At 70.6% G+C, this 12,949-nt stretch carries 12 protein-coding genes; 1 reads left to right on the forward strand and 11 read right to left on the reverse strand.

All coding sequences use genetic code 11. The features are described 5' to 3' along the window. Positions 1 to 18: 18 nt before the first annotated feature. The 10 genes from AC1DWR_RS05280 to AC1DWR_RS05325 all read right to left on the reverse strand — a co-directional run bounded on the left by AC1DWR_RS05280 (position 19) and on the right by AC1DWR_RS05325 (position 11,489). Positions 19 to 1,887 (reverse strand): ABC transporter ATP-binding protein, encoded by a 1,869-nt coding sequence (locus AC1DWR_RS05280; RefSeq protein ID WP_477613420.1) that lies wholly within the window; start codon positions 1,885 to 1,887, stop codon positions 19 to 21. 165 nt (positions 1,888 to 2,052) lie between these two features. Next, complete coding sequence (locus AC1DWR_RS05285; RefSeq protein ID WP_477623796.1) at positions 2,053 to 2,841, reverse strand: enoyl-CoA hydratase/isomerase family protein; 789 nt, start codon at positions 2,839 to 2,841, stop codon at positions 2,053 to 2,055. Then, positions 2,838 to 3,563, reverse strand: a complete 726-nt coding sequence (locus tag AC1DWR_RS05290; protein ID WP_477612855.1) for a sirohydrochlorin chelatase — start codon at positions 3,561 to 3,563, stop codon at positions 2,838 to 2,840. Before AC1DWR_RS05290 ends, AC1DWR_RS05285 begins: the two co-directional genes overlap by 4 nt. 10 nt (positions 3,564 to 3,573) lie before the next feature. After that, positions 3,574 to 4,860 carry a uroporphyrinogen-III C-methyltransferase gene (cobA, locus tag AC1DWR_RS05295; protein WP_477623797.1) on the reverse strand — a complete coding sequence of 429 codons (1,287 nt, stop codon included), beginning with the start codon at positions 4,858 to 4,860 and terminating at the stop codon, positions 3,574 to 3,576. Beyond that, on the reverse strand, positions 4,860 to 6,218 hold the full coding sequence (locus AC1DWR_RS05300) for a sulfate adenylyltransferase subunit 1 (protein WP_477612853.1): 1,359 nt from the start codon (positions 6,216 to 6,218) through the stop codon (positions 4,860 to 4,862). The genes cobA and AC1DWR_RS05300 overlap by 1 nt, the downstream gene beginning before the upstream one ends. After that, positions 6,218 to 7,150, reverse strand: coding sequence for a sulfate adenylyltransferase subunit CysD (gene cysD / locus AC1DWR_RS05305; RefSeq protein ID WP_477612852.1), 933 nt, complete (start codon positions 7,148 to 7,150; stop codon positions 6,218 to 6,220). Before cysD ends, AC1DWR_RS05300 begins: the two co-directional genes overlap by 1 nt. Beyond that, positions 7,147 to 7,914: a phosphoadenylyl-sulfate reductase gene (locus AC1DWR_RS05310; RefSeq protein ID WP_477612851.1), complete on the reverse strand. Its 768-nt coding sequence runs from the start codon at positions 7,912 to 7,914 to the stop codon at positions 7,147 to 7,149. The genes cysD and AC1DWR_RS05310 overlap by 4 nt, the downstream gene beginning before the upstream one ends. Then, entirely contained in the window at positions 7,911 to 8,114 is a 204-nt protein-coding gene (locus AC1DWR_RS05315; RefSeq protein ID WP_477612850.1) for a hypothetical protein, read from the reverse strand. Before AC1DWR_RS05315 ends, AC1DWR_RS05310 begins: the two co-directional genes overlap by 4 nt. Further along, a complete protein-coding gene (locus AC1DWR_RS05320; RefSeq protein WP_477612849.1) occupies positions 8,111 to 9,787 on the reverse strand; it encodes a nitrite/sulfite reductase in 1,677 nt (558 codons plus the stop codon). Before AC1DWR_RS05320 ends, AC1DWR_RS05315 begins: the two co-directional genes overlap by 4 nt. A gap of 100 nt (positions 9,788 to 9,887) precedes the next feature. After that, entirely contained in the window at positions 9,888 to 11,489 is a 1,602-nt protein-coding gene (locus AC1DWR_RS05325; RefSeq protein WP_477612848.1) for an ABC-F family ATP-binding cassette domain-containing protein, read from the reverse strand. A 151-nt stretch (positions 11,490 to 11,640) separates the two neighbouring features. Between AC1DWR_RS05325 and ypfJ the strand changes: the two genes are divergently transcribed. Continuing rightward, positions 11,641 to 12,567 carry a KPN_02809 family neutral zinc metallopeptidase gene (ypfJ, locus tag AC1DWR_RS05330; RefSeq protein ID WP_477612847.1) on the forward strand — a complete coding sequence of 309 codons (927 nt, stop codon included), beginning with the start codon at positions 11,641 to 11,643 and terminating at the stop codon, positions 12,565 to 12,567. 11 nt (positions 12,568 to 12,578) lie between these two features. On the opposite strand, the gene AC1DWR_RS05335 is transcribed toward ypfJ, so the two are convergent. Next, positions 12,579 to 12,944, reverse strand: a complete 366-nt coding sequence (locus tag AC1DWR_RS05335) for a hypothetical protein (protein ID WP_477612846.1) — start codon at positions 12,942 to 12,944, stop codon at positions 12,579 to 12,581. Between the last annotated feature and the right edge of the window lie 5 nt (positions 12,945 to 12,949).

Consider the following 12,949-nt stretch of genomic DNA (forward strand, 5'->3'; position numbering starts at 1 on the left):
AGGCCCGGTCGTCAGGCGTCAGGCGGGGACATCGCTGGCGCGGGTCTCCTGGTCGGCGAACTGCGTGGTGTAGAGGTCGTTGTAGAGACCACCACGTGCAATGAGCTCGCGGTGGGTTCCGCGTTCGACGATGCGACCCTCGTCGACGACGAGGATCTGGTCCGCGCCCCGGACCGTGGACAGCCGGTGCGCGATCACGATCGCGGTCCGGCCGCGCAGGGCCGTGTCGAGCGCCCGCTGGACGGCCGCCTCGGACTCGCTGTCGAGGTGGGCGGTGGCCTCGTCGAGGACGATCAAACCCGGCCCCTTGAGCAGCAGGCGCGCCAGGGCCAGGCGTTGCTTCTCGCCGCCGGACAACCGGTGGCCACGATCGCCCACGACCGTCTCCAGCCCCTCGGGAAGTGAGCCCACCAGGGACCACACCTGAGCTGCCTTCAGAGCCGCCACGAGCTCGTCGTCGGTGGCGTCCGGCGCGGCGTACGTGAGGTTGGCACGGATGGTGTCGTGGAACAGGTGCGCCTCCTGGGTGACCATTCCCACGGTCTGGGCGACCGACTCCAGGGTGGCTTCCCGCAGGTCGACGCCGTTGATCCGCACCGCTCCCGTGGAGGGGTCGTAGAGCCGGGCGATGAGCGAAGTGATCGTCGACTTGCCTGCTCCACTGGGACCGACCAGGGCGACGAGCTGTCCCGGCTGCGCCTCGAACGTGATGTCCCGGAGGACGACCCCACCACCCTTGCGGTCACCGGCGGCAACGCTCTCAAGCGAGGCGAGCGACACCTCGTCGGCCGAGGGGTAGCGGAAAGCCACGCCGTCGACCTCGACCCGGACCGGGACGGGGGGCAGAGGTCGGGCATCCGCACGCTCGGTCACCAACGGCTGCAGGTCGAGCACCTCGAAGACCCGCTCGAACGACACGAGCGCGGTCATCACGTCGACGCGCACGTTGGACAGCGAGGTGAGCGGTCCGTAGAGCCGGGCCAGCAGGGCCGTGAGGGCCAGCAGCGTGCCCACGGTGAGGGTGCCGCTGACGGCCATCAGTCCACCGAAGCCATAGACCATCGCGGTCGCCAGCGAGGCCACGAGCGTCAGCGCGACGAAGAAGATGCTGCGGTTCATCGAGATCCGCACGCCCATGTCGCGGACGCCAGCAGCCTGCGCGGCATACTCACGGTCCTCACGGCGGGGCTCGCCGAACAGCTTGACCAACAGCGCGCCCGCCACGTTGAAACGCTCGGTCATCCGCGAACCCAGGTCGGCGTTGAGGCCCATCTGCGCATGGGCGAGCCCGGCGAGGCGCTTGCCCATGAGCCGTGCCGGCAGGAGGAAGAACGGCACCAGGGCCAGCGACGCCAGGGTCAGCTGCCAGGAGAGCGTGGCCATCGTCGCGATGATGAGGACCAGGGACACGACGTTGCTCACCACGCTCGAGAGCACCGAGGTGAAGGCCTGCTGGGCACCGATGACGTCGCTGTTGAGGCGGCTCACCAGGGCTCCCGTCTGGGCCCGGGTGAAGAACGCGATGGGTTGTCGCAGCACGTGTGAGAAGACCTCGACCCGCAGGGAGTAGATCAGCCCCTCCCCGATGCGGCTGGAGTACCAGCGCTCCAGGAGGGTCAGCCCGCCGCTGACCAGGGCGAGGGCAGCCACGACGAGCGCGAGCTCGATGACGACCCCGCGGTCCCGCGGCGTGATGCCCTTGTCGATCAGCTCCTTGAGCAGGAGCGGCGTGGCCACCACCAGAGCCGAGTCGATGATCACCAGGACGAGGAAGACACCGATCTCGCGCCGGAACGGTCGCGCGTAGGACCCGACCCGCTTCGCGGTGCCGGGTGCCAGCTTGCGGTCCTTGACGGAGTCGTCGCGGGTCAGCGATCGCATGGCCATCCAGCCCGAGTGGCTCAAGAAACGTCTCCTCTGCTCATGGCGATGGAACGCCGTGCTCGCGACGGCGCATTCCCCATCATGCAGCCCGCCACCGACATTGCGCCGAGCGCGCAACCCGGGGACCCACTGCTGGTCACCCGGCGGGGCCCCGGGACGTCGGGGTGGTCAGCGCGACAACAGCCCGGCCAGGCCGTGCAGCAACCGTCCCTGGGCCTCACGTTCGAGGCGCAGCTGGGTCTCGCGATCGGTCGACGCTGCACTGCGCAGCAACGGTTTGAGCTCACGCAGTGCGGCCTCGGGTGCGGCGAGGAGGGCGGCGACCAGGTCGGCCGTCGTGGCCTCGAGCGCATCCACCGGCACGGCGACGTTGGCCAGTCCGCTGGCGACGGCCTCGGCAGCCCCCACGAACCGGCCCGTGGCGCAGATCTCCAGGGCCCGCGCCACGCCGACGAGCGACACCAGGGGCGTCGTGCCGGCCAGGTCGGGAACCAGCCCCAGCGAGGTCTCCCTCATGGCGAACTGCACGTCGTCTGCGACAACCCGCAGGTCCGCCGCGAGGGCCAGCTGGAACCCGGCACCGATCGCGTGCCCCTGGACTGCAGCCACGACCACCGCAGGCACGGCGGCCCAGGCCGAGAACCCGCGCTGGAAGTCCTCGATGACCTCGGCGGCGGCCCCGGCACTCTCGGCAGCCATGGCGATCATGTCGACCTCTCCCGGGACTCCCCCGGGCGCGAGCATGCCCCGGTCCAGTCCGGCCGAGAACGACGGTCCCTCGCCGCGCAGCACGACCACCCGCACGGACGAGTCGACCCCGGTCGCCACGGCGGCGAGGGCTGCCCAGAGACTGGGCGTCTGGGCGTTGCGCCTCGCCGCGTTGTCGAGGGTCACCGTGAGGACGGCACCCTCCCGAGAGACGGTCAGGTGCGGGTGGGACTTGGCTGCATCGCTCACACAGGCAGGCTATCCACCCGCTCGCGGACGTTGTCCGCGCGTTCCAGGACGAGGTGGGCCACCGCCGTGGTCTGGGCCAGTGCCCCAGCCACCATGGACACCCCGGCCCGACCGCAGTGCTGCGCCATGCGGTCACGCAGGATCCCCTCGGCGACCATGAAGGACACCACCACGGTTCGCTCGACCTCGTCGGGGAGCCGCCGCAGCAGCTGTTCGATGGTCGACCCGCCCTCGAGCGCGGCGACGCTCCACGGACCCCACCCCACGCGTGGGTGCTCCGCGAGGGTGCGTCCCACGGTGGCGACGGCGTCGCTGTCACTGGAGCCCGCGGCATACAGGAGCACCGCCGTCGTCGGATCGGGCGAGATCCCTTGCGCAGCAAGGAGCTCCTCGGCAGCGTCGAGCAGCAGCTCGTGCGGCCCGAGGGGAGCGGCCACCGACACCTGCGAACCGGACGCCTGGGTCAGGTCGCCGACGGCTGTCGGCACGTCGACCTTGGCGTGGAAGGCGGGCGTGAGCAGCACGGGCACCACGACGGCGTGGGACCCGAGACTCACCCCGACGTCCCGGGGGCTGGGTGGGTGGTGGTCGAGGTATGCCGTGTGCACCGGGCGGTGCGGAACCAGCTCTCGGACGTGCGTGGCGAGGGCTTCGACGCCCTGGGCGTGCCGTGGGTCCGGCGACCCGTGCGCGAGCAGGACGATGTCGGGTTCGGTGGTCACCCGCGTGACGCTACTCCCCCGACAGGTCGCCGAGCCGGTCCCGCAGGCTGACGACCTGGCCCACCACCACGACCGCGGGGGCCTGCACTCCGGCCGCCACCGCGTCACGGGCGGCATCGGCCAACGTGGTGGTGGTCGTGCGCTGCTCCGGGGTCCAGCCGCGTTCCACCAGCGCCACCGGCGTGTCGGCGGCGCGGCCGGCAGCGATCAGGGCCGCGGCGGTCTCGGCCAGCCGGGTGACGCCCATGAGCAGCACCAGCGTCGCGTCGGGAGYGGCATCGGCAGCTGCGGCCAGCACGTGCTCGGCGCCCTCGTGCGCCGAGGCCACGACGAAGGACGCGGCGATCCCCCGGTGCGTCACGGGGATGCCTGCGGCCGCTGGCACCGACACCGCCGAGGTCACTCCGGGCACTACCTCGACCGGGACGCTGTGCTCGACGCAGTACAGCGCCTCCTCGCCTCCTCGACCGAGGACGAACGGGTCACCGCCCTTGAGCCGCACCACCCGCTTGCCCAGGTGCGCGTGGTGCACCAGGAGCTCGTTGATGCGGGACTGGCTGACGKGGTGGTTGCCCGGGGTCTTGCCGACGTCGATGACCTCGACGTCCGCCGCCACGGTGCTGAGCAGCCCTCGCGGTCCCAGCCGATCGGTCACGATCACGTCGGCCGCCGCCAGGAGCGCGCGGCCACGGACCGTGATGAGGTCGTCGGCGCCGGGCCCACCGCCGACGAGGGCGACCCGTCCCACACCGGCCTGGGGGCCGCTCCCCGGGGCATCCTGGGGGCTGTCGCGCCGCACCCGACGCACTGGCAGGGTGCCGCTGTCGAGAGCGGCCAGGACAGCGTCACGGACCGCGGTCGCGCGACGGGGGTCGCCGCCCGCGCTGACGGCGATGGTGAGGCCGTCGCTCGCCGCGCCCGCGACACCCCTCGCCACGGCGGGGGTCCAGGCGGCGGAGGCCTCCGCGGCATCGGCGCGCACGCACCAGATGCGGCCCGCATCGGCTTCGCGGGCCACCTGGGCGTCGACAAGCGGGTCGCCGGTCGCGGTGTGCACCAACCACGCGGGCTCAGGCTGGAGGAGGTCGCCGGCCACGTAGTCGCGGTCCTGCCACGTGATCCGGTCGGTCCTGACCAGTGCCGCCAGGTCCTCGCAGACGAACGGTGCGATCAGGTCCACCGCTGCCCCGGCCTCGAGGAGCCCGGCCGTGCGGCGCGCCGCCACGGGTCCACCACCGACGACCACCACCCGTCGCCCGGTCAGGTCGAGGGTCAGGGGGTAGCTGGGCGAGGTCATCAGATGCCTTCTCCGGCGTTGCGGTCCGGAGCGTCGGCCATGCCGGCCGCGAGGGTGGAGCCGTCGGCCTCGTCGATAAGCAGAAAGGCGCCAGTGCGGCGCAGCGCGCGGTAGTCGTCGATGGCGACGTCCTCGGCGAGTCGGATGCGGACCCGACCGATGGCGTTGAGGGCGAGGCCGTCAGGCGCTGCGCGGTGCTCCATCGTCGCGATGTCGAGCTGGTCCACGATGTCGTCCACCAGTGCACGCACGGTGCGCGTGCCGACCCTCAGCAGCACACGGTCACGCTGACGCAGCGGGTGCTCCGACAGGACCGCCACGGTGCCTGCGAGGTTGCGGGTCGTCAGGCTGGGTTCGTCAGCAGTCGCCAGCAGGTCGCCGCGGGACACGTCGAGGTCGTCGGTGAGGCGGAGCACCACCGACTGGGGGGCGAAGGCCACGTCGAGCGACTCCAGCGATCCGTCGCCGCGGGCCCGGTCGATGCCGGCCACCGTGGTGCGGCCTCCGCCGGGCAGGACGACGACCTCGTCCCCCGGGCGGACCACACCGGAAGCCAGCCGGCCGGCATACCCGCGGTAGTCAGGGTGCTCGGCGCCCTGGGGACGGATGACGTACTGGACCGGCAGGCGCAGCGGCTGCGCTGAGGGGTCGGTGCCGACCGGCACCGACTCGAGGTGCTCGAGCAGGGTCGGGCCGGTGTACCACGCTGCGCGGTCGGAGCGATCGACGACGTTGTCGCCGAACAGGGCGGAGACAGGCACCGCCGCGACGTCCTCGATCCCGAAACGCGTTGCGTGGCGGCCGAACTCGGCGACGATGTCGTCGAACCGCTGTTGCGACCAGTCGACCAGGTCCATCTTGTTGACGGCCACCGCCACGTGACGGACACCCAGCAGTCCCGTGACTGCGAGGTGGCGTCGTGTCTGCTCGACCACCCCGTGCCGCGCGTCGATCAGGATGAGGGCCAGCTCCGCGGTCGAGGCACCCGTGACCATGTTCCGGGTGTACTGGACGTGGCCGGGGGTGTCGGCGAGGACGTAGGACCGGGTCGCAGTCGAGAAGTAGCGATAGGCCACGTCGATGGTGATGCCCTGCTCTCGTTCCGCCCGCAGGCCGTCGGTGAGAAGCGCGAGGTCTGCGGCATCCAGGCCCCGCTCACGGCTGACCCGCTCGACGGCGTCGAGCTGGTCGGCCAGCACCGACTTGGTGTCGTAGAGCAGCCGCCCGACCAGGGTCGACTTGCCGTCGTCGACCGAGCCGGCCGTCGCCAGCCTGAGCAGGTCGTGGCGTCGCGCGGGGGCGGAGGGGTCCTGGACGGCAGTGGTCACGGGGGTCTGCGCTTCCTGGGTCGAGGGCATCAGAAGTACCCCTGCTTCTTGCGGTCCTCCATGGCGGCCTCGGACATGCGGTCGTCGGCCCGCGTGGCGCCCCGCTCGGTCAGCCGGGAGGCCGCCAGCTCGAGGATCACGCCGGCCACGTCGGTGGCGTCCGAGTCGACGGCGCCGGTGCAGCTCATGTCGCCGACCGTGCGGTACCGGACCGTGCGGCTCTCGACCCGCTCGGAGTCCTTGGGGCCGCCCCACTCACCCGGAGCGAGCCACATGCCGTCGCGAGCAAAGACCTCGCGCTCGTGGGCGTAGTAGAGGTCCGGCAGCGCGATGCCCTCACGCTCGATGTAGCGCCAGACGTCCAGCTCGGTCCAGTTGGACAGCGGGAAGACGCGGACGTGCTCACCGACCGCGTGCTTGCCGTTGTAGAGGTCCCAGAGCTCCGGACGCTGACGACGCGGGTCCCAGGCGCCGAAGGAGTCACGCAGGCTGAACACGCGCTCCTTCGCCCGGGCCTTCTCCTCGTCGCGGCGGCCTCCACCGAAGACCGCGTCGAACTTGCCGGCCTCGATGGCATCGAGCAGCGGGACCGTCTGCAACGGGTTGCGGGTCCCGTCTGCGCGCTCGCGCAGCCGGCCGTCGTCGATGTAGTCCTGCACGTGGGCCACGACGAGCCGCACTCCAAGCCGCTCGACCGTCGCGTCCCGGTAGTCGAGCACCTCGGGGAAGTTGTGGCCGGTGTCGACGTGGAGGAGCGCGAACGGCAGCGCCGCCGGGGCGAAGGCCTTGAGCGCCAGGTGCACCATCACGACCGAGTCCTTGCCACCCGAGAAGAGGATCACCGGGCGCTCGAACTCCCCCGCGACCTCGCGGAAGATGTGGATCGCCTCGGACTCGAGGTGGTCGAGGTGGTCGAGGGTGTACTCGGCGGGCAGCGCCCGCGCGGCGGTGGTCGTCGTCATGTGTGCAGCCCGCATTCGGTCTTGTCCTTGCCGGCCCAGCGGCCGGCCCTGGCGTCCTCGCCCTCGGCGACCGGACGGGTGCACGGGGCGCACCCGATCGAGGTGTAGCCCTCCTGCCGCAACGGGTTGAGGAACACCCCGTGCTCCTCGACGTAGCGGTCCACGTCGTCGTCGGTCCACCCCGCGATGGGGTTGAGCTTGACCATCTCGCGACGCTCGTCCCACCCGACGATGCCGATGTCGGTGCGGGTCGGCGCGTCCACCCGTCGCATGCCCGTCACCCAGGCCTGGTGGGTCGAGAGCGCACGGTTGAGCGGCTCGACCTTGCGCATCGCGCAGCACTGGTCGGGAGCACGGTCGTGCAGCTTCTCGCCGTACTTCGCGTCCTGCTGGGCCACCGTGAGCAGGGGCAGGATGGTGCGGATCGTGATGGGCAGCATGGCTTCGTAGGCGTCGCGGGTGCCCAGCGTCTCGGCAAAGTGGTAACCCGTGTCGAGGAAGAACACGTCGGCGCCCGGGATCGTGGTGCCCACGAGGTGCACCAGCACCTCGTCGCCCATCGACGAGGCGACGGTGAGGTGCTCACCGAACGTCTCCTGCGCCCAGCGCAGGGCCTCACGGGCCAGCTCCACGCGGGCTTCGTATGCCGCGTCGCCGGACGTCTCGGCGCCGCTGGCCTCGAGCGCGGCGAACCTGTCACCGCCCTCGGCGGCGAGAGCGCGCAGCGCGTCGGCCGGACGGGTGTCGCTGGTGACCGCGGTCATGGCTTTCCTCCCTGCAGCTCGGCTTCCTCCCGGAGGCGACCCGGGATGCGGGTGGTGTCGAGGGCCGCCAGCTGGACGGTGAACACCCGCGCGCAGGCGTTGCAACGCCAGCCGCCGCGAGGCTCCTCCACGGGTCGCAGGTCCTCCTCGGCGCAGAACGGGCAGTAGTAGATGACGCTCCCGCGCGGCGCGTCACTCATCGGAGGTCGTCCTCCTCGGCGCGATGGGCCCAGTGCGCGAACGACTCGTCGCCCTCTCGCTGCCCGACGAACCGTCCGGCGAGCCGCTCGACGTACTCGGGCAGGTCCTCGGCGCGGACCTTGAGGGCACGGGTCTTGCGGGCCAGCTGTGGCTCGGTGCCGAGGCCGCCGCCGAGGTGGACCTGGAAGATCTCGACGAGGTGGCCGTCGTCGTCGGTCTGGACCATGCCCTTGAGGCCGACATCGGCGACCTGGGTGCGGGCGCAGGAGTTCGGGCAGCCGTTGATGTGGATCGAGAACGGCACGTCGAAGTCGGGCAGCCGACGCTCCATCTCGGCGATGACCGTGTGGGCACGTGCCTTGGTCTCCACCAGCGCCAGCTTGCAGAACTCGATGCCGGTGCAGGCCATCAGGCCACGTCGCCACTCGCTGGGGGCGGTCGGCAGGCCGAGCTCGTCCAGACCCGCGGTGAGGGCGGCGACCTCGCCCTGCGCAACGTCGAGCACGAGCAGCTTCTGGTGGGCGGTGAGCCGCACGCGACCCGAGCCGTGCTTGGCAGCCAGCTTCGCGACGGCATACAGGGTGGTGCCGCTCACGCGGCCGGCGATGGGAGCGACGCCGACCCAGAACCTGCCGTCCTGCTGGGCGTGCACGCCGACGTGGTCGCGACGGTGTGCCGAAGGCGGGGGTGGTGCAGGTCCGTCGGTGAGGGTGCGCTCGAGGTACTCCGTCTCGAGGACCTCGCGGAACTTCTCCGGTCCCCAGTCGGCCATCAGGAACTTCAGCCGGGCACGGTTGCGCAGCCGGCGGTAGCCGTAGTCGCGGAAGATCGAGACGACGCCCTTCCAGACCTCGGGGACCTCCTCGAGCGGCACCCACGCGCCGAGTCGCTGGGCGAACATCGGGTTGGTGGACAGTCCCCCACCGACCCACAGGTCGAACCCGGGACCGTGTTCGGGGTGCTGGACCCCGACGAACGAGATGTCGTTGACCTCGTGCGCGACGTCCAGGCTCGGGCTGCCGGAGATGGCGGTCTTGAACTTGCGCGGCAGGTTGGAGAACTCGGGGCTGCCGATGTAGCGCTCGAGGATCTCGCGGACCGCCGGGGTCCCGTCGAGCACCTCGTCGGCGGCGATGCCGGCCACCGGGGAGCCCAGAATGACGCGAGGGGTGTCGCCACACGCCTCCGCAGTGGTGAGTCCGACGGCTTCGAGGCGCTTCCAGATCTCGGGGACGTCCTCGACCCGGATCCAGTGCAGCTGGATGTTCTGCCGGTCGGTGATGTCGGCGGTGTCGCGGGCGAACTCGGTGCTGATCTGGGCGATGGTGCGGAGCTGGTCCCCGTCGAGCGCGCCGCCGTCGCTGCGGACCCGGAGCATGAAGAACTCGGCGTCCAGCTCGCTGGGGTCCAGGGTGGCGGTCTTGCCGCCGTCGATGCCGGGACGGCGCTGGGTGTAGAGCCCCCACCAGCGCATCCGCCCGCGCAGGTCCTCGCCCGTGATGGAGGCGAACCCCTCCTTGGAGTAGACCTCCTCGATCCGCGCCCGAACGTTGAGGCCGTCATCGGCCTGCTTGAACTCCTCGTTGGCGTTGAGAGGGGTGCGGTCGCCGTCGGCCCAGGCGCCAGTGGCCTTGCCTGCCTGCCGCTGGGGTCGCGTGGGGGTCTGCGTCACCCAACCATTGTGCCAATCCTGTTATGGATTGCATAACCGTCCATTATTCGACCGCAATCCCCACCAAACCTGTGGGTATGCCGCGCGGTCAGGGGGCCCGTCAGGCCAGCGAGATGAGGTCGAGGTAGTCCTGGCCCCAGTGGTCCTCGACGCCGTCGGGCAGCAGCAGGATGCGCTCTGGCTCGAGCGCCTCGACCGCTCCCTCGTCGTGGGTGACCAGCACCACCGCCCCCTTGTAGGTGCGCAGGGCACCGAGGATCTCCTCGCGCGACGCGGGGTCAAGGTTGTTCGTGGGCTCGTCGAGCAGGAGGACGTTGGCGCTGGACACGACGAGCATCGCCAATGACAGCCGGGTCTTCTCCCCGCCTGACAGGACGCTGGCGGGCTTGTCGACGTCGTCACCGCTGAACAGGAACGACCCGAGGACCTTGCGGACCTCGGTCTCGCCGAACGAGTCGGGCGCGGCGGACTTCATGTTCGAGAGCACGGTGCGGGAGACGTCGAGGTTCTCGTGCTCCTGGGCGTAGTAGCCGAGCTTGAGGCCGTGGCCTGGCTCCACCTGACCCGTGTCGGGGGTGTCGACGCCGGCCAGCATGCGCAGCAGGGTCGTCTTGCCTGCACCGTTGAGGCCCAGGACGACGACGCGTGACCCGCGGTCGATGGCGAGGTCGACGTCGGTGAAGACCTCCTGGCTGCCGTAGGACCGGGACAGGCCCGAGGCTCGCAGAGGCGTGCGCCCGCACGGGGAAGGATCGGGGAAGCGCAGCTTGGCCACCTTGTCGCTGGTCCGCTCCCCCTCGACGCTCGCCATCAGGCGCTCGGCGCGCTTGATCATGTTCTGGGCAGCGACCGCCTTCGTCGCCTTGGCGCGCATCTTCTCGGCCTGCTCCATGAGGGCAGCGGCCTTCTTGGTCGCGTTGGCGTACTCGCGCTTGCGGGCCCGCTCGTCGGTCTCGCGCTGCTGGAGGTAGGGCTTCCAGCCGACGTTGTAGAGGTCGAGCTCGCCGCGGTTGGCGTCGAGGTGGAAGACCCGGTTGACGACGGCGTCGAGCAGCTCGACGTCGTGGCTGATCACCACCAACCCTCCCTGGTAGCCCTTGAGGTAGTCGCGCAGCCAGCCGATGGAGTCGGCGTCGAGGTGGTTGGTCGGCTCGTCGAGCAGGAGGGTCGCGGCGCCCGAGAACAGGATGCGTGACAGCTCAACGCGGCGGCGCTGTCCACCGGACAGGGTGGCGAGCGGCTGGCCCAGCACCCGCTCCTCGAGCGACAGGGCACTGGCGATGGTCGCCGCCTCGGACTCGGCGGCATACCCGCCCTGGGCGGTGAACTCGCCCTCGAGCCGCGAGTAGCGCCGCATGGCCTTGTCGCGCGTCTGGTCGTCGGCGCTGGCCATCGCGCCCTCGGCCTCACGCATCTGGGTGATGATCCGGTCGAGTCCGCGCGCCGACAGGATGCGGTCGCGGGCCAGGACGTGCAGGTCACCGGTGCGCGGGTCCTGCGGCAGGTAGCCCACTTCGCCTGTCGCGGTCACCGAGCCGGCCGCAGGCTGCCCCTGCCCCGCGAGCACCTTGGTCAGGGTCGTCTTGCCCGCACCGTTGCGGCCCACGAGGCCGACCCGGTCACCGGCCGCGATCCGGAACGTCGCGCCGTCGAGCAGGAGCCTGGACCCAGCACGCAGCTCGATCCCACTGGCGGCAATCACGACGGAACTCCAGACATCACAGGTGGGGTGGGGCGCTCCGATGAGTTGCGGATGCGCCGCGCAGGGGTTGAGATCACTAGTCTAACCGGGAGAGTTGACCGACCAGTACAGCTGCACAGGGCAGCCACGCCCTCACGACCGCGGAGGCCAGATGAGCTTCAACGACGATGTCAAGATCGACACCTCGCAGGTCGGGTCGGGCGGCAGCGGGGGCGCCCCGGGGGGCATGGTCGTGGGCGGCGGGATCGGCGGCATCATCCTGCTCATCATCGCCCTCATCTTCGGGATCAACCCGAGCGACCTCCCGACCAACCCCGGCGGGGGCACGTCGGACCAGGGCCAGGTCCAACCCGGGGGCACCGAGGACGGTTCCGCGTTCGCCGAGTGCAAGACCGGTGCCGACGCCAACAAGAACGACACCTGCCGCGTCATCGCCACGGTGAACTCGGTGAACGCCTTCTGGGCGCAGGAGCTGCCCAAGTACAAGCGGGAGTACACGCCTTCCAAGACGATCCTCTACAACGGCTCGACCCAGTCGGCCTGCGGCACCGCAAGCAACCAGGTCGGCCCGTTCTACTGCCCGTTGGACAAACAGGTCTACATCGACGTCAGCTTCTTCGAGATCTTGTCCTCCCAGTTCGGCTCGAGCAGCGGGGCCCTCGCCCAGGAGTACGTCGTGGCCCACGAGTACGGCCACCACATCCAGGACATCCTGGGCCTGCTCGACCAGGCCCAGCAGAACCCCCAGGGCAAGAACAGCGGCAGCGTCCGCATCGAGCTGATGGCTGACTGCCTGGGCGGCGTGTGGGCCAACCACGCGACGCAGACCAAGGGTGAGAGCACGAGCGGCGGCGAGGTGGCCTTCCTCAAGCCACTGACGGACAAGGACATCAAGGACGCGCTCTCCGCGGCCTCGTCGGTCGGTGACGACCGGATCCAGGAGAAGACCCAGGGCCGGGTGAACCCCGAGTCGTGGACACACGGGTCTGCGGCGGCACGCCAGCAGTGGTTCACCACCGGTTACAAGACCGGCGACCTCAACCAGTGCGACACCCTCAGCCCGGCCACGGTCGAGTAGGGAACCTGCGGTCAGTCGTCCTTCGCACCCGGGTGAGCCTTGTCGAGCTCCTGGAGCAGCCGGTGCGCCGCCAGCTCGACGTCCTTGTGGCGCCACTCCGCGGCGCGGTACACACACGCGATGAGCCCGCTGCGGTGCACCGTGCCGAAGTCGCCGTAGGCGAAGGCGTGCCGCGCCTTCGTCTCGTCGTTGGCTCCCTCGGTGAGCCCGAGGAACCACTTCGGGTACTCGTCCCAGCCGTGCTCCTCGAGGAACGCGTTCTCGGTGTCCGCGTCGGGCTGCACGCTGCCCCACTCGCTGTCGAGCACGACCTCGCCGGCCTTGATCAGGTCGCGGCAGTGCCGCACGGCTGCCCGGTTGACCTTGTACTTCGCCATGCAGC

The sequence above is a fragment of the Pedococcus sp. P2_E2 genome (assembly GCF_056403955.1).

Excerpts from the sequence above, each read along its gene's own strand:
- AC1DWR_RS05280 (WP_477613420.1), bottom strand. The coding sequence starts at position 1,887 with ATGGCCATGCGATCGCTGACCCGCGACGACTCCGTCAAGGACCGCAAG.
- AC1DWR_RS05300 (WP_477612853.1), bottom strand. The coding sequence starts at position 6,218 with ATGCCCTCGACCCAGGAAGCGCAGACCCCCGTGACCACTGCCGTCCAG.
- cysD (WP_477612852.1), bottom strand. The coding sequence starts at position 7,150 with ATGACGACGACCACCGCCGCGCGGGCGCTGCCCGCCGAGTACACCCTC.
- AC1DWR_RS05310 (WP_477612851.1), bottom strand. The coding sequence starts at position 7,914 with ATGACCGCGGTCACCAGCGACACCCGTCCGGCCGACGCGCTGCGCGCT.
- AC1DWR_RS05315 (WP_477612850.1), bottom strand. The coding sequence starts at position 8,114 with ATGAGTGACGCGCCGCGCGGGAGCGTCATCTACTACTGCCCGTTCTGC.
- ypfJ (WP_477612847.1), top strand. The coding sequence starts at position 11,641 with ATGAGCTTCAACGACGATGTCAAGATCGACACCTCGCAGGTCGGGTCG.
- AC1DWR_RS05335 (WP_477612846.1), bottom strand. The coding sequence starts at position 12,944 with ATGGCGAAGTACAAGGTCAACCGGGCAGCCGTGCGGCACTGCCGCGAC.